Genomic DNA, 20,333 nt, shown 5'->3' with positions numbered 1-20,333 from the left:
GGCATGTCCCACCCCCTCGCGTCAGAGATCACCGGACCCGTGCTGACCCCGGACGAGGAGGGGTTCGCCGAGGAGGTCACCCCCCACAACCGCGCTGTCGTGAACACCCCCGACGTGGCCGTCGGTGCGACCAGCACCCAGGACGTCGTCGCGGCCGTGCGCTGGGCCGCCGAGCACCGGGTTCCCCTGACCATGCTCGCCACCGGGCACGGCGCCACCACCCCGGTCACGTCCGGGGTCCTGCTGACCACCCGCCGCCTCGGGGCCGTCGAGGTGGACCCGGACACCCGGGTCGCGACGGTCGGCGCCGGCGCGTCGTGGACGGATGTCGTCCCCGTCGCCGACGCCCACGGGCTCACGCCGGTCGCGGGCTCGTCCGCCCACGTCGGGGTGGTCGGCTACCTGCTCGGGGGCGGGATCGGCCCGTTCGCCCGCAGCCACGGCTACAGCTCCGACCGGATCGAGTCGTTCACGGTCGTGACAGGGTCCGGTGAGGTGGTCGAGGCGTCTGCCGACGAGCACCCCGACCTGTTCTGGGCGCTCCGCGGCGGCAAGGTCGGACTCGGCGTGGTGACGCAGGTGCGACTGCGGCTGGTCGCGATCCCCGAGCTGTACGCCGGGTCCTTGTTCTTCGACGCGGAGCACATCGAGACCGCCCTGCGCGGCTGGCTGGCCTGGACCGCGTCCGCCGACGCCGAGACCACGACCAGCGCGGCGATCATCCGCTTCCCGGACTTCGAGGCGGTGCCGCCATTCTTGCGGGGTCGGACCGCACTGACGCTGCGGGTCGCGCGGCCCGGTGACGAGGCCGCGGGCGAGGCCGCCACGGCACCCCTGCGGGCGCTCGCCCCGACGTTCCTGGACACGGTCGGGGTGCTGCCGGTCGCGCGGTCGGCGGAGATCCACAACGACCCGGTCGACCCCGCGCCCAGCTGGGTGCGCGGGTTCATGCTCAGCCACGCGGACGACGACCTCGCGACCGCCTGGCTCGGCGTGGTCGGGCCGGCCGCCGACCAGCCGTTCGTGGCCGTCGAGCTGCGGCACGTCGCCGGCGCCACCGGTGTGGACGTGCCCGGCGGGTCGGCCGTCTCGGGGCGCGCGGCGGACTTCGTCGCCGGTGTCGTCGGCGTCGACCCGACGCAGTTCGGCACCACGATCCCGGCCGCGGCCGACGCTGTGGCCGACGCCCTCGCACCGTGGGCGACGGCGGAGCTCAACCCGAACTTCGCCGGCAGGGCCACCGCGGTGTGGGACCCGGCGACGGCCGACCGTCTGGCCGAGGTGCGCCGGACCTACGACCCCGCCGGGGTGTTCGCGTGACGCTGTCTGGGGAGGAGTGGTGAAGGCTGCGCCGTTCTCACCCGCTCGGTACCCGGGCGGTGGCACGCTCACGGAGCGTCGCCCCAGCACCCGCCAGCAGTGTGTCCGTGAGCGCGACGCAGTCGCACGTGACGAGAGGACAGCATGACGTTCGCAGGTGAACGGGCAGCGCACGCACGACGGCTCCTGGTCGGCGGGATCGCTCTCGTCACGGTCGCTGCCGGTCTGACCGCGTGCTCGGCCGAGCCGCCGGACCCCGAGAGTGCGACCAAGGCCCTGGCGTCCGCGCTCGCCTCCGGCAACTTCGCCAAGGCGCCGTTCGCCGGTGGCGCCGCCGACGCGTCCGCCGCGACGGCGGCCCGGACCGCCGCGTACGAGGGCCTCGCCCCGTGGGAGCCGCAGGTCGCCGTCGTCTCGACGACGATCGACGAGCAGGACGAGGACCTCGCCACGGTGACGCTCGGGTACACGTGGGACATCGACGAGAGCGACGCCGACTGGACGTACGAGACGCACGCGAAGCTCGCCCGGGACGACGAGGACGTCTGGCACGCCACGTGGTCGCCGTCGTTGCTCGCACCCGACCTGGTCGCCGGTGAGGTCCTCACGGTCGCGCGAGCCCGGGCGGACCGCGCCAACGTGCTGGGCGCGGGCGGTGCCGTGATCGTCGAGCCGCGCAGGGTCCACCGTCTCGGCATCGACAAGACGCGCGTCGCCGCCGCCGACCAGGACGCGGCCGCCCGGGCGCTGGCCCGCGAGCTCGGCATCGACGCGGACGCCTACGCGACGCGGGTGGCCGAGGCGGGCGAGAAGGCGTTCGTCGAGGCCATCACCATCCGTGAGGGCGACCTCGGCTACGACCTCGCCCGCCTCCGGGCGCTTGCCGGTGTGAACGACGTGACCGACACCCTCCCGCTGGCCCCGTCCCGGTACTTCGCCCGGCCGATCCTGGGGACCGTCGGACCGGCGACCGCGGAGATCATCGAGAAGTCGGACGGAGCGGTCGCAGCCGGTGACCTCGCGGGTCTGTCCGGGCTCCAGCGACAGTACGACGCGCAGCTGCGCGGGTTGCCCGGCGTCACGATCACGGCGTCGCAGCCGGACGGCGCCGCTCCGCGCCAGCTGTACACGGTCGCCCCCACCCCCGGCACGCCCCTGACGACCACGCTCGACGTGGGCCTGCAGCAGGCGGCCGAGTCGGTCGTCGCGACGGTCGCGCCGGCCAGTGCGGTCGTCGCGATCCGGCCGTCGACCGGGGACGTGCTCGCCGCCGCCAGCGGACTGGGGGGCGAGGGGATGTCGACCGCGACCCTCGGCCAGTTCGCTCCGGGCTCCACGTTCAAGGTGGTGTCCGCGCTGGCGCTCCTGCGGTCCGGGATGACCGCCGACAGCGACACGACGTGCCCGGCGACGGTCTCGGTCGACGGGCGGTCATTCACCAACTTCCCCGAGTACCCCACGGACAAGCTGGGCACCATCCCGCTGCGGACCGCCTTCGCCAACTCGTGCAACACCGCCTTCATCTCCGCCCGTGACACGGCGGACCAGGACGCGCTGATCGACGCCGCCGGCTCGCTCGGCCTGGCCCCCGACGCCACGCTCGCGTTCCCCGCGTTCCTCGGGGACGTCCCGGCCGACTCCGACGGCACCGACCACGCCGCGTCGATGATCGGCCAGGGGCGGGTCCTGGCGTCGCCGCTCGGCATGGCGACCGTGGCCGCCTCGGTCGCGCACGGGGCGACCGTGGTCCCGCGGCTCGTGGTCCCGGCGGACGGGGCCGCCACGCCGGAACCGACCGACGACGACACCGCGTCCAGCGCGGAGCCGACCGACGCACCTCGGCCGATCGACCCGCTGACCGCGGACGAGGCCGCCACCCTGCACCAGCTGATGCGCGGCGTGGTCACCGACGGCGGCGCGACGTTCCTGCTGGACCTCCCCGGCGACGAGGTGGCGGCCAAGACCGGCACCGCGCAGTTCGGCGAGGCGGGGAACCTGCAGAACCACGTCTGGATGATCGCGATCCAGGGTGACCTGGCCGTCGCGGTGTTCGTCGACGTCGGCGAGTACGGGTCGACCACCGCCGGCCCGCTGCTGGAGCAGTTCCTGCGGGCGGCACAGGGCTGACGCCTCGTTAATGCAGGGACCCGGGTCGGAGCGGTCGACACAATGGCCCGGTGTTCCTCACCTTGACGTCGACGGCCGGGTCCGCGAGCGACCTGGGCTTCCTCCTGCACAAGCACCCCGACCGCGCGCAGACGTTCGACCTGTCCGTGGGCAGGGCGCACGTGTTCTACCCGGAGGCCTCCGACGAGCGGTGCACGGTCGCGCTGCTGCTCGAGGTCGACCCCGTCGAGCTCGTCCGCGGGGGACGGTTCGGGGACGGGTTCGCCCTGGGTGCCTACGTCAACGACCGCCCGTACGCCGCGAGCTCGCTGCTGTCCGTGGCGCTCGGGCGGGTGTTCCGGTCCGCGATGGCGGGCACGTGCGCGGTGCGCCCGGACCTCGTCGGTGTCGCGCTGCCGCTGGAGATCCACGTGCCGGCGGTGCCCGACGACGGCGACCCCGGCCTGGTGGCCCGGTTGTTCGAGCCGCTCGGGTGGACCGTGGACGTCGGCGTCGGACCGCTGGACCCGCAGGTGCCGTCCTTCGGTGAGTCGCCGTACGCGGACGTCCGTCTGACCGGCACGTTCACCCCCGCCGACGCGCTGCGGCACCTGTACGTGCTGCTCCCGGCACTGGACGGCGGCAAGCACTACTGGGTGGGTCCCGACGAGGTCGACAAGCTGGTGCGCAGCGCGGGCGAGTGGCTGGGCGGGCACCCGGAGCGGGACTGGATCCTGCGCCGGTCGCTCGCGCACCGTCGCGAGTACGTGGCCGACGCGGTGGAGCGGCTGGGCGTGGTGGAGGTCGCGGAGGAGCAGGTGGCGGCCCCGACGGACGCGCGGCCGCTCTCCGAGGTGCGGCGCGAGGTCGTGCTGGCCGAGCTGCGGGCGGCGCGGGCGTCGTCGGTGATCGACTTGGGGTGCGGCGAGGGGGCGTTGCTGCGCGAGCTGCTGGCGGACCCGGCGTTCACGCGTGTGGTCGGTGCGGACGTGTCGCACCGAGCGCTGCGGAAGGCGGCGGAGCGCCTCGGTCTGGACCGGATGCCCGACTCTGTGCGGGCGCGGCTGACGCTGCTGCAGTCGTCGGTGACGTACCGGGACGCGCGGCTGGCGGGCGCCGACGCCGTGGTGCTGATGGAGGTCATCGAGCACGTCGACCTGGACCGGCTGCCGTCGCTGGAGCGGACGGTGTTCGGGGACGCGCGGCCGCGGACGGTCGTCGTGACCACGCCGAACGAGGAGTTCAACGTCCGCTACCCGACGCTGCACGCCGGCACGATGCGGCACACGGACCACCGGTTCGAGTGGACGCGGGCGCAGGGGGAGCAGTGGGCGGCGCGCATGTGCGAGACGTACGGCTACACGTTCCGGGCGGGGGCCGTCGGGGACGTCGACCGGGAGGTCGGACCGCCGACGCAGCTGCTCGTCTTCACGCTGGGGGCGGCCGCATGAGCGCGCTGGAGATCCCGGAGCTGGCGCTGGTCGCGCTGGTGGGGGCGTCGGGGTCGGGCAAGTCGACGTTCGCCGCCGAGCGGTTCGGCCGGTACGAGGTGGTGTCGAGCGACGCCTGCCGCGGCATGGTGTCCGACGACGAGACCGACCAGGACGCCACCAAGGACGCGTTCGAGGTGCTGTCGTTCGTCGTCGGGAAGCGCCTGGACCGCGGGCGCCTCACGGTGGTCGACGCGACGAACGCGCAGCGTGACGCCCGCAAGCACGTGGTGGAGCTGGCGCGGGCGCACGACGTGCTGCCGGTGGCGATCGTGCTGGACCTGCCGGAGGACGTGTGCCTGGAGCGCAACCGCGGGCGCGGTGACCGGGAGCTGCCGGCGCGCGTGGTGACCCGGCAGCGCGACCTGGTCCGCCGCGCGGTCGGGGGGCTGACGCGCGAGGGGTTCCGGCAGGTGCACGTGCTCCGCACGGTCGAGGAGGTGGCGGAGGCGACGATCGTCCGCACGCGCCTGCGCAACGACCTGCGGGACGAGCGCGGTCCGTTCGACGTCATCGGCGACGTGCACGGCTGCCGCTCGGAGCTGGAGTCGCTCCTGGAGAAGCTCGGCTACGCCCTCGTCCGGGACACCGCCGGGCGGCCGGTCGACGCCGTGCACCCGGACGGCCGGACGGTCGTGTTCCTCGGTGACCTGGTGGACCGCGGACCGGACACCCCGGGCGTGCTGCGCCTGGCCATGGGGATGACGGCGGCGGGCCACGCGCTCGCGGTACCGGGCAACCACGAGCACAAGCTGGTGCGCGCGCTGGACGGTCGCAAGGTCACGGTCAGCCACGGGCTGGAGACGTCGCTGGCGCAGCTGGCCGCCGAGGGCGGGGAGTTCTCGGCGCAGGTCAGGGCGTGGGCCGACGGGCTGGTCTCGCACCTGGTGCTCGACGACGGGCGGCTGGTCGTCGCGCACGCCGGGCTGAAGGAGGCGTACCACGGGCGCGCGTCGGGACGGGTGCGCAGCTTCGCGCTGTACGGGGACACCACCGGGGAGACCGACGAGTTCGGGCTGCCGGTGCGCTACCCGTGGGCCGACGACTACCGCGGCCGCGCGATGGTCCTGTACGGGCACACGCCGACGCCGGTCCCGCAGTGGGTCAACAACACGATGTGCCTGGACACCGGGGTGGTGTTCGGGGGGCACCTGACCGCGCTGCGGTACCCGAGCAAGGAGGTCGTGCAGGTGCCGGCCGAGCAGGTCTGGTACGAGCCGGCCAAGCCGTTCCTCGTGCCGGCGGCCACCCGGCCGGACGACGTGCTCGACATCGAGGACGTGCTGGGCCGGCGGTCCGTGGAGACGCGGCACCACGGCCGGATCACCCTCGACGAGGACAACGCCGTCGCGGCCCTGGAGGTGATGAGCCGGTTCGCGCTGCACCCGCGCTGGCTCCCGTACCTGCCGCCGACGATGGCACCGGTGGCGACGTCGCCGCTGCCGGGCGTGCTGGAGCACCCGGCGGAGGCGTTCTCCGCCTACGCGGCGAACGGCGTCACGCACGTGATCTGCGAGGAGAAGCACATGGGCTCGCGGGCGACGGTGCTCGTGTGCCGGGACGGGTTCCGCTGGATGGGTGCGCCGGACGGGGAGACCGGAGCGGTCTGGACCCGGACCGGACGCGCGTTCTTCGACCGTTCGCTGACCGAGGTCTTCCTGGACCGGCTGCGCGCAGCCGTCACCAGGGCCGGGCTCTGGGAGGAGCTGGCCACGGACTGGCTGCTGCTCGACGCCGAGCTGCTGCCCTGGTCGCTCAAGGCAGGTCCGCTGCTGCGCGAGCAGTACGCGGCGACGGGCGCGTCGGCGCGCGCGATGCTGCCGCCCGCCGTCGCGTCCCTGGAGGCGGCCGCGTCGCGTGGCCTCGACGTGGCCGACCTGCTGGACCGGACGCGCCGGCGTGCCGCGGACGCCGATGCCTTCGTGGAGGCCTACCGCCGCTACGTCTGGCCGACCGACGGCCTCGACGGCGTGCAGCTGGCGCCGTTCCAGGTGCTTGCCGCGGAGGGGCTGACGTTCCACGACCGCGACCACGGCTGGCACCTGTCCGTGATCGACCGCCTGGTCGACGCCGACCCGACGCTGCTGCGCCGGACGCAGCGGCTGGAGGTCGACGTCCACGAGCCCCAGGAGGGGATCGACTGGTGGGAGACCCTCACCGCGGCCGGCGGCGAGGGGATGGTGGTCAAGCCGTTCGCCAACCTGGTGCACGGTCGGCGCGGGCTGGTCCAGCCCGGGCTGAAGGTCCGCGGCCGGGAGTACCTGCGGATCATCTACGGGCCGGAGTACACGCAGCACCTTGACCGGTTGAAGGTCCGATCCCTGGGGCGCAAGCGGGGTCTCGCGCTGCGCGAGTACGCGCTCGGGCTGGAGTCGCTGGACCGGCTGGTCGCGGGGGAGCCGCTCTGGCGGGTCCACGAGCCGGTGTTCGCGGTGCTCGCGCTGGAGTCGGAGCCGGTCGACCCACGGCTGTGAGAGCGTCGGAGGCATGAGCGACGAGGACACCCGACGTGATCGAGGAGAACCGATGACCGAGCGCGCCGTCGGCGTCATGCTCCCGCGGGACCTGCCCGCCCACCTGTTCCGGACGTACGCGCAGCAGGCGGAGACCCTGGGATTCGACGAGCTCTGGGTGGTCGAGGACTGCTTCTTCCGCGGCGGCGTCGCGCAGGCGGCCGCGGCGCTCGCGATGACGGAGCAGATCCGGCTCGGCGTCGGCATCCTGCCCGCCGCGGTGCGGAACGCGGCGTTCACCGCGATGGAGGCGGCGACGCTCGCGGAGCTGTTCCCCGGCCGCGTCGACATCGGCATCGGGCACGGGATGCGGGGCTGGATGCGGCAGGTGGGCGCGTGGCCGGCCAGCCAGCTGACCATGCTGGGCGAGCACCTGGACGCGGTGCGCGCGATCCTGACCGGTTCGCGGGAGAGCGCCGACGGTCGGTACGTGCACCTCGACGGCGTCGAGCTGAACACCCCGCCGAGCAGCGTCCCGCGGATCCTCGCGGGTGTCCGCGGACCGAGGTCGCTCGCGCTCGCGGGCCGGTCCGCCGACGGCACGATCCTCGCGGAGCCGGTCACCCCGGAGTACGTCGCCGAGGCCCTCCGGCACATCGCCCCGACGCGCGAGCACCGGATCGTCGCCTACTGCGTCGCTGTGGTCGACGAGGACGCCGCGCGGGCCCGCGACACCGCCCGGCCCGCGCTGGAGTGGATCGGCGACCCGGACTGGGACGTGCACATCGCGCCGCTGCCGTTCGCCGACGAGTTCCGCGCGCTGCGGGCGGCGTCGGCCTCGCGCGAGGCGTTCGCCGCAGCGATGCCCGACGCGTGGGTCGACCAGCTCGCCGTCGTCGGCACGGTGGACGACGCCCGGACGCGCATCGGTCAGCTGCACGACGCGGGCGTCACGACGACGGTCCTCATGCCGGTGGGCACGGACCCGCTGGCCGCCCTGGAGGACCTGGCTCGGGTGCTCCAGAAGACGCCCGGCTCGCTAGAACCCGAGCAGGTCCACGATCTCTGACGCCACCGCCGAGGGTGGCCGGTCGACGTTGGTGACGGCAAGGTCCTCGACGCCGGCCTCGACGAGCAGGAGAGCCAGGACGTCGGTGCGGGCCAGGTGCCAGTCGCGCTCCGGGCCGGGTGCGTGCCGGGCGACCAGGCGGGCGTGCCGGGTGGCGGTCGGCGCGTCGATCCGCACGACGCGGACGGGCTCGCCGAGGGCCTCCGCGTAGGCGTCGCGCTGCGCGGCGGTCTCGATGACGCGGGGCAGGATCAGGACCTCGAGCCCGGCGTCGCGCCAGAGCGGGCGCATCGTGCGCAGGTGCGCGACGACGACGCGCTCGTTGAAGGGGTCGTCGGGCGGCGACGGTGTCTCGTTGGCGATCGCGTCGACGTCGACCTCGCCGACGGCGATCCCGCGGGCGAGGAGAGCATCGCGCAGCGCGACGGCGACCGTCGACTTGCCTGCACCGACGGTTCCGGAGAGCGCGAAGACCTGCATGCCGCCCATCCTGCCGCCCATCCTGCAGTGTAAAGAACTCTTGACATGATGTCTGGTTCGCCATACCTTCGCCGTGTCAACAATTCTTTACACAGGAGACTTCGATGGACGTCAGGACCCGTTCCATGCAGGCGATCGTGCAGCGCGCGTACGGGTCGTCGGAGGTGCTCGCCCACACGACGGTGCCGCGTCCGTCGCCGAAGGCCGACGAGGTGCTGATCGCCGTGCGCGCCTCGTCGCTCAACTTCGCCGACATCGCCATGATCACCGGCCGGCCGTCGCTGATCCGGGCCGTCTCCGGCCTCCGGAAGCCGAAGCACCCGGTGCCCGGCAAGGACCTGGCCGGCGTCGTCGAGGAGGTCGGCGCGGACGTGACCGACCTCCAGGTCGGCGACCAGGTGTTCGGTGAGGCCGTCGCGGGCGTGTGGGCGCAGTACGTGTGCGTCCCCGCGAAGCTCCTCGCGCGCAAGCCGGCCAACCTGACCTTCGAGCGGGCCGCGACCCTCCCGCTCGCGGCCGGCACCGCGCTCGACTGCGCGGCCGGGGTCCAGCCGGGGCAGAAGGTGCTGGTCAACGGCGCGTCCGGCGGGGTCGGCACGTTCGCGGTGCAGGTGGCCAAGGCGCTCGGCGCCGAGGTGACCGGGGTCTGCAGCGGGCGCAACGTGGAGCTGGTCCGCGGCGTCGGCGCCGACCAGGTCATCGACTACGAGCGCTCCGACTTCACCAGCGACGGGACCCGGTACGACGTCGTGATCGACCTCGTCGGCAACCGCAGCCTCGCGGCCTGCCGGCGTGCGCTGGCCCCGCACGGCACGCTCGCGCTCTCGTTCGGTGGCCCCGGCCGGATCATCGGGCCGATGGCACGGCTCGCGCAGGCGGTCGTCGTGAACCTGTTCGTGGGCCAGCACCTGCGGCCGGTCGTGGCCACCGGGAGCCGCGCGAAGCTCGACCGGCTCCGTGAGCTCGCCGAGGCCGGGTTGCTCACGCCCGCGATCGAGCGGACCTACCCTCTGACCGACGCCCCGGAGGCCGTGCGCCGGCTGGTCGCCGAGCACGCCCGGGGCAAGACCGTGATCACCGTCGCGCAGGAGAGCTGATGTCGTACGAAGAACGGAACGTCTGGGTGTTCCTCGTCGTCTCCGTGCTCTTCTACACGGCGTACGTCGTCGTGGTGCTGAGCCGGGCGCAGGGCACGCCCCTGACCGAGGTGGCCTACGTCGGCCCGCTGCTGTGGTCCATCGGGGGCGCGATCATCGCGTCCATCCTCGGCACCATCGGCGTCGCGCTGGTCAACCGGCGCGACGGCCACCTGAAGGACCAGCGCGACAAGGAGATCGACCGCGTCGGCGAGCGCACGGGCCAGTCGTTCGTCGTCATCGGCGCCCTCGCCGCGATGGCCCTGGCGCTGCTCGAGGTGGACTGGTTCTGGATCGCCAACGTCATCTACCTCTGCTTCGTCCTCTCGGCGATCGTCTCGTCCATGACCAAGCTGGCGGCCTACCGGCAGGACTTCTCCACGTGGTGAAGCCGCCGACGCGCGTCACCAACTCGATCCGCACGCTGCGCTTCACCCATGGCGAGATGACCCAGGCCGAGCTGGCCGAACGCATCGGCGTCACCCGTCAGACCGTCATCGCCATCGAGCAGGGGCGCTACTCCCCGTCGCTCGAGATGGCCTTCCAGATCGCCCGCGTGTTCGACGTCCCGCTCGACGACGTCTTCCAGTACCCGGGCTGATCCCGCCGCACGCCGCAGGAGGCCGCGAGGCCTCGCGATCCGTCATGCCCTCAAGGAGGAACTCACGATGAACGCACGCCTGGCAGGACTGCTGTACCTCGTCGTCGCCGTCTGCGGCGGTTTCGCCGAGCTGGCCGCGCGAGGGTCGGTCAAGGCGGCCGACGACGTCGCCCAAGCCCTCCGCGACAGCGCGGACCTCATGAAGATCGCGTTCGCCGCCGACGTCGTCGCCTACGCGTGCTTCCTGCTCGTCGGCCTCGCGCTGTACGCCCTGTTCAAGGACGTCCACCGTTTCGCGGCGGTTGCCATGCTCACCATGAACGCGGTCAGCGTGGCGATCCAGAGCCTCAACCTGGTCAACCACGCGGGGGCCGTGCTCGCGGCGCAGCGGGGTGCCGACGAGATCGCGGCGCTGTTCCTCGACCTGCAAGGCGTCGGGTACCTGATCGCGCAGGTGTTCTTCGGTGGGTGGCTGATCCCGCTCGGCTACCTGGTGGTCCGGTCGGGCACGGTGCCGCGGATCTTCGGGTACGCGCTCATGGTCGGCGGCGTCGGGTATCTGCTGGGCCTCGTCGTCGAGCTGGCCGTGCCCGGTGCGGACGGTGTCGCGCTGGCCCTGGGCCTGGTGGGCGGGTTGTCCGAGATCGCGTTCCTGGGATGGTTGCTGGTGCGGGGCGTCCGCACGCCGGTCCCAGCGCCCTAGTGTGACGATGTGTCCGACGCCACGCTGAGCCTGCTGGTCCTCGCGGGCTGCGTCGGCCTCTTCATCTGGAACCGGCTCAGCGTCGGCGTCGTCGCGATCCTCACGGCGCTCGCTCTCTTCGCGACCGGGCTGGTCACCGCCACCGAGGCGGTCGCCGGGTTCGGGGACCCGGTCGTCGTGTTCATCGCGTCCCTGTTCGTGCTCAGCGAGGGCCTCGAGTCGTCGGGGGTCACGGCGTGGGCCGGTCAGCAGCTGATCACCCGCGCCGGGACAGCGCGCAACCGGCTGCTGATCGCGCTCATGGGGCTCTCCGCGGTCATGGCGGCGCTGGTCACCCCCAACGGTGCGGCCGCCGCTCTGCTCCCGGTGGTGGTGCTGGCGTCACGACGGTCGAAGCAGTCGACGTCGCAGATGCTCATGCCGCTCGCGTTCGCCGCGAGCGCCGGAGCGCTCCTGGTGCTGAGCGGCAGCACCGTGAACGTGATCGTGTCCGACGCCCTGTTCGAGGCCACCGGCGAGCGGTTCGGGTTCTTCGAGTTCGGGCTGATCGGGCTGCCGCTGGTGCTGGTCACCATCGCGGTCTCGGTCCTCCTCGGCCGCCGGCTCCTGCCCGACCGGTCGCCGACGTCGCTGCCCGCCGACTACTCCGCGCACGTCGACACCCTGGTCGAGCACTACAGCCTCGACGTGGGCTTCTTCCGGCTCGCGGTCCAGCCGGGGTCCGACGTCGTCGGCAGCCGTCGCGAGCAGGTCGAGGTGCCCGACGGCGTGGTGCTGATCGGGGTGCAGCGGTCCTCGGGTGCGCCGGCGGGCGAGGACGACGTGCTCGGCGTCGGTGACGTCGTCGTGGTCACCGGCGAGAGCGACGGGATCACCTCGCTGGTGGACCGGCACGGGTTCGCCGTCGCGACGACCCCCCTGACCCGGGGAACCCGCGAGGCGCTGCTCGGCCGGGAGGTGGGCGTCGCGGAGCTGGTCGTCCGCCCTCGCTCGCGGGTGATCGGCGAGGTCGTATTCGCGGGCCTGGTCCGGTCCGGGGTCACGGTCCTCGGTGTCCGGCGGCTCGGCAAGGACCGCGGCGGCGACCATCTTGCGCTGGCCGAGGGTGACTCGCTCCTGGTGCACGGGCCGTGGTCGTACGTCGAGTCGTTCGCGGCCGACGACGACGTGCTCATCGTCGACAGCCCCGAGCTGGTCCGACGGCAGACAGTGGCACTGGGCCCGAAGGCGTGGCGTGCGATCGCGGTGCTGGTCGTCACGGTCGCGTTGCTGGCCACGGGCGTGGTCCCGCCCGCGATCGCGGGGCTCGTCGGGGCGACCGCGATGGTGATGACGGGGGTCGTCGGCGGCCCGCAGGCGTACCGGGCGATCTCCTGGCAGACCGTCGTGCTCGTCGGCGGGCTCATCCCGTTGTCGGTCGCGATCGCCTCCTCCGGTGCCGCGGACCTGGTGGCCGGCTGGCTGGTCGGCATCGTCGGCGACGGCAGCCCGCAGGTGGTCCTCGCGGCGATCTTCGTGCTCACCGTGCTGCTCGGTCAGGTGGTCAGCAACACCGCGACCGTGCTCATCGTCGCGCCCATCGCGGTGGCCATGGGCAACGAGTCGGGGGTCGCGCTGGCGCCCGTCCTCATGCTCGTCGCGGTCGCCGGGGCCGCGTCGTTCCTGACCCCGATCGCCACCCCCGCCAACATGATGGTCATGGGCGCGGGCGGCTACCGGTTCTCCGACTACTGGAAGCTCGGCCTCGCGACCACGCTGGCGTGGTTCGTCGTGGCGGTGCTGCTCATCCCTGTCATCTGGCCCACGTAAGGAGCACGATCATGCCGTTCGACCCGATCCCGTCCCGCGCCCGGTTCGAGGAGCTGTCCGTCCGGGTCGCCGCGCCCGGCGCCGACGTCGGCCGCGCCCTCGGGCTCGCCGTGACCGCCACGGGCGAGGTGCCGTCCGGGGTGCCGCTGGACCGCGCCGCGCTCACCGAGTGGGGCTTCCGCGGGGCAGTCGGGGAGACGCTGGTCCTGCCGCGCGAGGGCGGCGCCGTCATCGTGACGGGCGTCGGCGACGACCCGTCCGAGGCGGCCCTGCGCGACGCCGCCGCCGCGTTCGCCCGGGCGGCCGGTCGCGACGAGGTGCTCACCACCGACCTCGCGGCCGCAGGAGTGTCCGTCGCCGGCTCGGCCCAGGCCGTCGTCGAGGGCATCCTGCTCGGCCGGTACCGGTACGACGCGCTCAAGTCCGACCCGTCGACCGTCCCCGTACGGGAGATCGTGCTGCTCGTCGACGACGCGTCCGCCGACGACGCCCGCCGCGGCGCCGACCGCGGCGTCGCGATCGCCCGCGCGGCCTCCCTGTCCCGGGACCTGGCCAGCACCCCCGCCGGGCACCTCACCGCCCCGGACCTGGCGGACATCGCCGTCTGGCTGGCCGGCGAGCACGGGCTCGACATCGAGGTGTTCGACGAGGAGGCGCTGATCGAGATGGGCTGCGGCGGGCTGCTCGGCGTGAACGCCGGGTCGGTGGTCGAACCGCGCATGATCGTGATCCGCTACGTGCCGACGACAGAGCCCACCGGCCACCTCGGCCTCGTCGGCAAGGGCATCACCTACGACTCCGGCGGCATCAGCCTCAAGCCGTCCAACGCGATGCACGCGGCCATGAAGATGGACATGAGCGGCGCGGGCGCCGTGCTCGCGGCGATGACGGCGCTCGCGGACCTCGACGTGCCGATCGCGGTCAGCGCGTACCTGGCGTGCACGGACAACATGCCGTCTGGCTCGGCCACCAAGCTCGGGGACGTCCTCACGTCGCGGAGCGGCCGGACCATCGAGGTGGTGAACACCGATGCCGAGGGGCGCCTGGTCATGGCGGACGCGATCGCGCTCGCCAACGAGGACGGCGTCGACGCCATCGTCGACATCGCGACGCTGACCGGCGCCGCCCTGGCCGCGCTCGGGATGATGACCGCGGCCGTCATCGGCAACGACGACGGCATCCTCGACCTGGTCGAGGCGGCAGCGGAACGCACCGACGAGCAGGTCTGGCGGCTGCCGCTGGACCGCCGGTACCGCAAGCAGCTCGACTCCGAGGTCGCGGACATCAAGAACCTCGGCGGCGAGTACGCCGGGGCGATCACGGCGGCGCTGTTCCTGGCCGAGTGGGTGGGCGAGACGCCGTGGGCCCACCTCGACATCGCGGGGACCATGCGGTCCGACGGAGACGAGGCCTGGCGGACCAAGGGCGCGACCGGCTTCGGCGCCCGGCTGCTGCTGGAGGTCGCGTCGACGTTCAGCGCGAACCGGTGAACGAGCGGCGCGCGCTGCACGAGTCGATCGCGGGGGCCGCCGTCCTGGGCACCCTCGCGGTCGTCTGGGGGATCGCCGCCCAGTCGCGCGTGCTGCTGTTCGACGGCGCGTTCATCCTGCTCGGCATCGTGCTGTCCGCCCTGTCGCTCATGGCGTCCCGCGCTGCGGCCGACGTGCCGAGCGCGCGGTTCCCGTTCGGCAAGGCCGCCGTCACACCGCTGGCGATCGCGGTCCAGGGGGTGGCGCTGCTGGGCACCCTGATCTACGCCGCGGTCGACGCCGTCGCGGTCATCACCGCCGGTGGGGCCGACGTCGAGCCCGGCACCGTCCTCGCGTACGGGCTGATCACGATGACGTGCTCGTACGCGATCGCCCGCTGGCTCGCCCACCGCGCGCCGGACTCCGAGCTCGTCGCCGCGGAGGTCGCCCAGTGGCGGGCGGGTGCGCTGCTGAGCCTGGTGTTCGCCGCCGGCGGGGGACTCGCGCTGGCGCTGGCCGACGTCGGCGACGTCGTCCGGTACGTCGACCCGGTCCTCGTCCTGGTGGCCTGCCTCGTGCTGCTGCCGATCCCGTTGCGCCTGCTGCGTGCCGCGGCCCTCGAGCTGCTGGAGGCGGAGCCGCCCGCCGACGTGCGCCGGGCGCTGGCGGAGGCCGTGACGTCCGTGCGGGCGGAGTTCGGGCTCGACGAGCCGTTCGTCCGGTCCACCAAGCTGGGCAGCCGCCTCTACGTCGAGGTCGACTTCGTGGTGCCGGAGGGTGCGTGGGACGTCACCGGTGAGGACCGCGTCCGCCGCTCGCTCATCGGCCGGCTGGAACCGCTGGGGTACGACCTGTGGGCGAACGTCGAGCTCACCGCCGACCCGCAGCTCGCCCGCTGACCGTCGAGACCCCCGAACGCACCTCGACCGCCCACGAAGACCGTGGACGGTGGAGGGCTTGCTGGTCAGATGTCGATCAGCTGATCTTGCGGCGGTACGTGCGCATCGCGAACACGTAGGCGACGACGAGGATGCCGACGCACCAGGCCAGCGCGACCCAGATGTCGTTGCCCACCGGCGTGCCGGCGAAGAGGTCCTGGATCGTGTTGACGATCGAGGTGACCGGCTGGTTCTCCGCGAACCAGCGCACCGGACCCGACATCGTCTCGGTGGGGACGAACGCCGAGCTGATGAACGGCAGGAAGATCAGCGGGTAGGAGAACCCTGCGGCCCCGTCGACGGACTTCGCCGAGAGGCCGGCGATGACGGCGACCCACGTGAGCGCCAGGGTGAACAGGGTCAGGATCCCGGCGACGGCGAGCCACGCCCCGATCCCGGCCGACGTGCGGAACCCCATGAGCAGACCGACGACGACGATGATCGCGATCGTGATCCCGTTGGACGCCAGCGACGTGAGCACGTGCGCCCACAGCACGGACGGCCGGGAGATCGGCATCGAGTGGAACCGTTCGAAGATGCCGCTCTGCAGGTCGGTGAACAGCCGGACAGCCGTGTAGGCGATGCCCGACGCGATCGCGATCAGCAGGATCCCCGGCAGCAGGTAGTTGACGTAGTTCTCGGTGCCCGACGAGATCGCCCCGCCGAACACGTAGACGAACAGCAGCATCAGCGCGATCGGCGTGACCGCGGTCGTGATGATCGTGTCGACGCTGCGGGTGATGTGCCGCAGGGAGCGACCGGTCAGGTCGGTCGTGTCGCTGAAGAAGTGCGTGGTGGTCATGACAGGTCCTCACTCAGCTGGTTGTGGTCGGTGGTGGTTCCGGTGCCGACGAGCGCGAGGAAGATCTCCTCGAGCGTCGGCTGCTTCTCGACGTACTCGACGGTCGCCGGGGGGAGCAGCGCCTTGAGCTCACCGAGCGTGCCGTTGGCGATGATGCGGCCCTGGTGCAGGATCGCGATCCGGTCGGCCAGCTGCTCGGCCTCGTCGAGGTACTGGGTGGTCAGCAGGACGGTGGTGCCCTGCGTCGCCAGGTCCTTGATGACCTGCCACACCTCGATGCGCGCCTCCGGGTCCAGGCCCGTGGTCGGCTCGTCGAGGAAGAGCACCTTCGGCCGGCCGATGAGGCTCATCGCGATGTCGAGACGACGACGCATGCCGCCGGAGTACGTCGCCACCTTGCGCGAGCCCGCCTCGGTGAGGCTGAAGCGCGCGAGGAGGTCGTCGGCGATCTGGTCGGTGTTCTTCAGGTGCCGCAGCTTGGCGACGAGGACCAGGTTCTCCTTGCCGGAGAGGATCTCGTCGACCGCCGCGAACTGGCCGGTCAGGCTGATGGACTCCCGGACGCTGAACGCGTCCGTCGCGACGTCGGAACCAGCGACGACGGCCGTGCCGGCGTCCTGCTTCAGCAGCGTCGACAGGATCCGGATCATCGTGGTCTTGCCGGCGCCGTTCGAGCCGAGGAGGGCGAAGATGCTGCCCGGTGCGACCTCGAAGTCGACGCCGCGCAGGACGTGCAGCTCCTTGTAGGACTTCTCGATGCCCTGCACACGGATGGCAGGTGCGGTGGTTGTCGACATGGTTCTTCCTCTCAACGGGCGCGCTGGACGGTGATGTTGCCCGCCTGGGTGCGGGCGCGGACGGCGACGGTCTGCTCGGACTCGGCCGGAGCCGTGTCGCCGTCGAGCTGGTTGCGGACGTGGCCGCTCTTGGAGGACAGGTCGAGCCAGGCGGCGACCCCCGGTCGGATGCCCACGGTGACCTGGCCGTAGCCGCTCTCGATCTGGACCGAGCCGCTGGAGACCTCGTGCAGCGAGATGCTGCCGTAGGCCGTCTTGGCCGTCACCGAGCCGAGCGCCTGCGCGATGTCGAGGTCGCCGTAGGAGAGCTTCGCCTCGAGGTCGCCGCCGGACTCCCCGATCTGCACCGACCCGTGCGACGCCTTGAGCACGGCGTCACCGGTGACCGTGCCGATCCGGATCTGCCCGTGGTCGGCGGTGATCTCGGCCGAGCCGTCCGCGGTGCCGACGGTCGCGTTGCCGTGCCCGGCACGCAGCCACAGGTCGCCGGTGGACTCGATGTCGACCGGTCCCATGGAGCACTTGATCCGGGTGGCTCCGAGGCGCCCTGCTGTGCGGACACCGCCCATCGAGCCCTCGGCGGTGAGCCGTGAACCGGTGGGCACCTCGACGCGGACGTCGACCGACTCGCTCGGGCCGATGAAGCTGAACCGCGGCTTCGGCCCGGTGATCGTGAGGACCCCGGCGGCGAAGTCGACCGCGGTCTCCTCCGCGCCGCGGCGGTCGACCGCCTTCGCCGGGTTGGTCGGCGCGACCGTCACGACCGTGTCGGAACGGTCCCCGGCGACGACCTCGATGGCGCCCACCGGCAGGTGGATGGCGACGTCGATCGGGGTGGGCGTGGTGTACGTGGGCATGGCGATGCCTGCCTTCCTCGGGGTGTGTTCGTCCGGCCCCGCGGGGTTCGCGTGGCTGGTGTTCTGGAGGGCTGGGTGGTTAGCGGGCCCAGCCGGCGAAGCTGTCGCCGGTGCGCAGCGTGCGCTGCGCGGATCGTCGTTGCTTGGGCTGGAGTGCGGCGGCGACCGCCCGCACCAGCCACGTGTTGACGGACAGGCCGTCCGCCACTGCCGCCTCGTCGACCTTCGCCTTGAGGGCGTCCGGGAGGCGGAGGGTCGTGCGCGAGGTGCTCACGTCGTCGAGGTCCACCGAGGTGGCGGGCTCGTCGTCGCTGTCGGCCTCGGTGCTCGCCTGGGTGACCACGAACTCGACGTCGCGACCGCGCAGCCGCAGGTCGACCGAGCCGGGTGCCAGGTCGCGGGTGATCTCCCCGACCGCGGCCGAGAGGACGTCGAGCAGCACGAGTCGCGCCGCGGAGTCGAGGCCGGCGACGAGCCGCTCGGCGACCGCACGGGTGTCGTCCGTGCCGTTCTCTGCGGAGTCCAGCAGCTGGCGCTGCAGGTCGTTGACGTACTGTCCCAGGTCCATGGCACCAGCATGACACCACTGTGGTGTCAGGTCAAGCACTTGTGGTGTCAGATTGTGCGGAAGTGGTGTCATGCGATCACGATGGGGCTATCCGCGCAGGTCAGGCCCCTGTCGCGTCGTCGAGCTCGACCAAGCCCTGGGTGATACAGACGCGTCCGCGCGAGCCGTCCATGGCTTGCTCGCCGTCACGCGGACCGTCAGTGGTGTCGTCGAGCGGTTGGCGGTGTCACTCGTCAGCCCGCCGACGTCGGGAGGGTGTGCCAGGTGTCGAACGCGACCGCGGCGGCTCCGTCGACGTCGCCCGCCGCGCACAGCCGGATGAGCTCCTCGTGACGGTCGGGCGATCGCCGGCCGTCGGCCGACGCGAACCGCAGCCGCTCGATCCTGCGCAGCACGGGCATGTACTGCTCGAGGACGGTGGCGGCCGCCCGGTTGCCGGCCACCGTGACCGGGACGGAGTGGAGCTCGTCGTCGGCGCGGAGCGCGGCGTCGATGTCGCCCGCGTCGAGGGCGTCGCTGAACCGGCGGGCCGCATCGCGCATCGAGTCGAGGTCGAAGGCGGTGAGGTGGGACACCGCCTCCCGGACGGCGAGCTCGTGCATCGCGGCGACGACGTCCCGCGCGTCGCGCGTCGCCCGGTCGTCGAGGGAGCTGACGACGGTCGACCGGCCCGGTCGGGCGACGACGAGCCCGCCCTGGGCGAGCCGGAGCAGCGCCTCGCGTACCGGGGTTCGGCTCACACCGAGCCAGGTCGCCAGCTCGCCGTCCCGGAGCTGCTCGCCGGGGGCGAAGGTGCCGTCGGTGATCGCGTCGCGCAGGCGGCGGTAGACGTCGTCCCGTAGCAGGGAGCGGTCGACCGGCGGGCGGTCGGTGGGAACTGGCACGCGTCCCATGGTGCCCGCATCGGCGCCCGTGGCGGGGAGGTTCTTGACGGAGTGTCGGCAGTACGCAATATATTGCATGTGATTCGTGTTGACGCTGTCGTCCCCACCAACGAGAGGAAGACCATGAACAAGCAGACGATCGTCCTGGTCCACGGCGCCTACGCGGACTCGTCCAGCTGGAACGGCTCCATCGACGCCTTGCAGGAGGCCGGCCACCGCGTCATCGCGGTCGCCAACCCGCTGCGTGGCCTGGAGAGCGACGGCGACTACCTGCGCAGCGTCCTGGAGACCATCGACGGCCCGATCGTCGTCGCCGGTCACTCCTACGGCGGCTCCGTCATGAGCCAGGCGGCCGAGGGCAACCCGAACGTGACGGCTCTCGTCTACGTCGCGAGCTTCCTCGCCGAGGTCGGCGAGAGCCTGCTCGAGCTCGTCGAGAAGTTCCCCGGCGCCCAGCTCGGCGGCGCCGCCGTCCCGACCCCGTACCGGACGCCGGACGGCAGCACGGAGACCGAGCTGACCATCGACCCGGAGCGCTTCCCGGCCCTGTTCGCGGGAGACGTCGACCCGGCGGTCGCACGGCGGATGGCCGCCACGCAGCGTCCGCTCGCGCTCGCCGCCTTCACCGCCCCGGCGACGCGTGCGGCCTGGCGGACGATCGAGTCGTGGGTGCTGCTCGCGGCACAGGACCTCGCCGTGCCCGCCGAGCTGGTGCACTTCATGACGGAGCGGGCCGACGCGCACCTGGTCGAGGTCGACGCGTCCCACGCCATCACGGTCTCGCAGCCCGGCGCCGTGACGGACCTGATCCTCGACGCGGCGCGGTCGACCACGCGCTGAGCCGCCGCAAC

General features: G+C 72.7%; 19 protein-coding genes. 13 read left to right on the top strand and 6 right to left on the bottom strand.

The genetic code is table 11. From position 1 onward, the window contains the following. Positions 1-3 precede the first annotated feature (3 nt). The 5 genes from ASD16_RS16550 to ASD16_RS16530 all read left to right on the top strand — a co-directional run bounded on the left by ASD16_RS16550 (position 4) and on the right by ASD16_RS16530 (position 8,438). Positions 4-1,320, top strand: coding sequence for an FAD-binding oxidoreductase (locus ASD16_RS16550; RefSeq protein WP_055919929.1), 1,317 nt, complete (start codon positions 4-6; stop codon positions 1,318-1,320). Positions 1,321-1,464: 144 nt separating this feature from the next. Further along, complete coding sequence (locus tag ASD16_RS16545) at positions 1,465-3,447, top strand: penicillin-binding transpeptidase domain-containing protein (RefSeq protein ID WP_055919926.1); 1,983 nt, start codon at positions 1,465-1,467, stop codon at positions 3,445-3,447. A gap of 50 nt (positions 3,448-3,497) precedes the next feature. Continuing rightward, positions 3,498-4,877 (top strand): 3' terminal RNA ribose 2'-O-methyltransferase Hen1, encoded by a 1,380-nt coding sequence (locus ASD16_RS16540; RefSeq protein ID WP_055919923.1) that lies wholly within the window; start codon positions 3,498-3,500, stop codon positions 4,875-4,877. After that, positions 4,874-7,390, top strand: coding sequence for a polynucleotide kinase-phosphatase (locus ASD16_RS16535; protein ID WP_055919920.1), 2,517 nt, complete (start codon positions 4,874-4,876; stop codon positions 7,388-7,390). Before ASD16_RS16540 ends, ASD16_RS16535 begins: the two co-directional genes overlap by 4 nt. A 52-nt stretch (positions 7,391-7,442) precedes the next feature. Beyond that, positions 7,443-8,438 carry an LLM class flavin-dependent oxidoreductase gene (locus ASD16_RS16530; protein ID WP_055919917.1) on the top strand — a complete coding sequence of 332 codons (996 nt, stop codon included), beginning with the start codon at positions 7,443-7,445 and terminating at the stop codon, positions 8,436-8,438. Here the strand turns inward: ASD16_RS16530 and ASD16_RS16525 are convergent. After that, positions 8,409-8,939, bottom strand: a complete 531-nt coding sequence (locus tag ASD16_RS16525; protein WP_157453977.1) for an adenylyl-sulfate kinase — start codon at positions 8,937-8,939, stop codon at positions 8,409-8,411. The two genes, ASD16_RS16530 and ASD16_RS16525, sit on opposite strands and share 30 nt — an antisense overlap. An 83-nt stretch (positions 8,940-9,022) precedes the next feature. On the opposite strand from ASD16_RS16525, the gene ASD16_RS16520 reads away from it, so the two are divergent. The 7 genes from ASD16_RS16520 (at position 9,023) to ASD16_RS16490 (ending at position 15,535) form a co-directional block, all read left to right on the top strand. Continuing rightward, positions 9,023-10,015, top strand: coding sequence for an NAD(P)-dependent alcohol dehydrogenase (locus ASD16_RS16520; protein ID WP_235523371.1), 993 nt, complete (start codon positions 9,023-9,025; stop codon positions 10,013-10,015). After that, positions 10,015-10,443 (top strand): hypothetical protein, encoded by a 429-nt coding sequence (locus ASD16_RS16515; RefSeq protein ID WP_055919908.1) that lies wholly within the window; start codon positions 10,015-10,017, stop codon positions 10,441-10,443. The genes ASD16_RS16520 and ASD16_RS16515 overlap by 1 nt, the downstream gene beginning before the upstream one ends. Beyond that, entirely contained in the window at positions 10,440-10,655 is a 216-nt protein-coding gene (locus tag ASD16_RS16510) for a helix-turn-helix transcriptional regulator (protein ID WP_369817994.1), read from the top strand. The genes ASD16_RS16515 and ASD16_RS16510 overlap by 4 nt, the downstream gene beginning before the upstream one ends. A 67-nt stretch (positions 10,656-10,722) precedes the next feature. After that, positions 10,723-11,358: a DUF4386 domain-containing protein gene (locus tag ASD16_RS16505; protein ID WP_055919903.1), complete on the top strand. Its 636-nt coding sequence runs from the start codon at positions 10,723-10,725 to the stop codon at positions 11,356-11,358. 9 nt (positions 11,359-11,367) lie between these two features. Further along, positions 11,368-13,167 carry an SLC13 family permease gene (locus ASD16_RS16500; RefSeq protein WP_055919900.1) on the top strand — a complete coding sequence of 600 codons (1,800 nt, stop codon included), beginning with the start codon at positions 11,368-11,370 and terminating at the stop codon, positions 13,165-13,167. 11 nt (positions 13,168-13,178) lie between these two features. Next, positions 13,179-14,657: a leucyl aminopeptidase gene (locus tag ASD16_RS16495; RefSeq protein ID WP_055919898.1), complete on the top strand. Its 1,479-nt coding sequence runs from the start codon at positions 13,179-13,181 to the stop codon at positions 14,655-14,657. Further along, positions 14,654-15,535: a cation transporter gene (locus ASD16_RS16490; protein WP_055919895.1), complete on the top strand. Its 882-nt coding sequence runs from the start codon at positions 14,654-14,656 to the stop codon at positions 15,533-15,535. The genes ASD16_RS16495 and ASD16_RS16490 overlap by 4 nt, the downstream gene beginning before the upstream one ends. Positions 15,536-15,611: 76 nt before the next feature. On the opposite strand, the gene ASD16_RS16485 is transcribed toward ASD16_RS16490, so the two are convergent. The 5 genes from ASD16_RS16485 to ASD16_RS16465 all read right to left on the bottom strand — a co-directional run bounded on the left by ASD16_RS16485 (position 15,612) and on the right by ASD16_RS16465 (position 19,482). Then, entirely contained in the window at positions 15,612-16,376 is a 765-nt protein-coding gene (locus ASD16_RS16485; protein ID WP_055919892.1) for an ABC transporter permease, read from the bottom strand. Next, positions 16,373-17,173, bottom strand: coding sequence for an ABC transporter ATP-binding protein (locus tag ASD16_RS16480; protein ID WP_055919888.1), 801 nt, complete (start codon positions 17,171-17,173; stop codon positions 16,373-16,375). The genes ASD16_RS16485 and ASD16_RS16480 overlap by 4 nt, the downstream gene beginning before the upstream one ends. Before the next feature lie 11 nt (positions 17,174-17,184). Then, the gene (locus ASD16_RS16475) at positions 17,185-18,030 is read right to left on the bottom strand and encodes a DUF4097 family beta strand repeat-containing protein (RefSeq protein ID WP_055919885.1); all 846 of its coding nucleotides are present in this window, start codon (positions 18,028-18,030) and stop codon (positions 17,185-17,187) included. 79 nt (positions 18,031-18,109) lie between these two features. Next, a complete protein-coding gene (locus ASD16_RS16470) occupies positions 18,110-18,598 on the bottom strand; it encodes a hypothetical protein (RefSeq protein ID WP_055919882.1) in 489 nt (162 codons plus the stop codon). A 233-nt stretch (positions 18,599-18,831) separates the two neighbouring features. Further along, entirely contained in the window at positions 18,832-19,482 is a 651-nt protein-coding gene (locus ASD16_RS16465; protein WP_055920650.1) for a GntR family transcriptional regulator, read from the bottom strand. A 123-nt stretch (positions 19,483-19,605) separates the two neighbouring features. Between ASD16_RS16465 and ASD16_RS16460 the strand changes: the two genes are divergently transcribed. Then, positions 19,606-20,322, top strand: a complete 717-nt coding sequence (locus tag ASD16_RS16460) for an alpha/beta fold hydrolase (RefSeq protein WP_055919879.1) — start codon at positions 19,606-19,608, stop codon at positions 20,320-20,322. The last annotated feature ends 11 nt before the right edge of the window (positions 20,323-20,333 follow it).

The sequence above is a fragment of the Cellulomonas sp. Root485 genome, assembly GCF_001426705.1.
Classification (GTDB): Bacteria; Actinomycetota; Actinomycetes; order Actinomycetales; family Cellulomonadaceae; genus Cellulomonas.
Note: the sequence above shows the minus strand (reverse complement) of the source record. Positions and strands in the feature narration are given on the sequence as shown.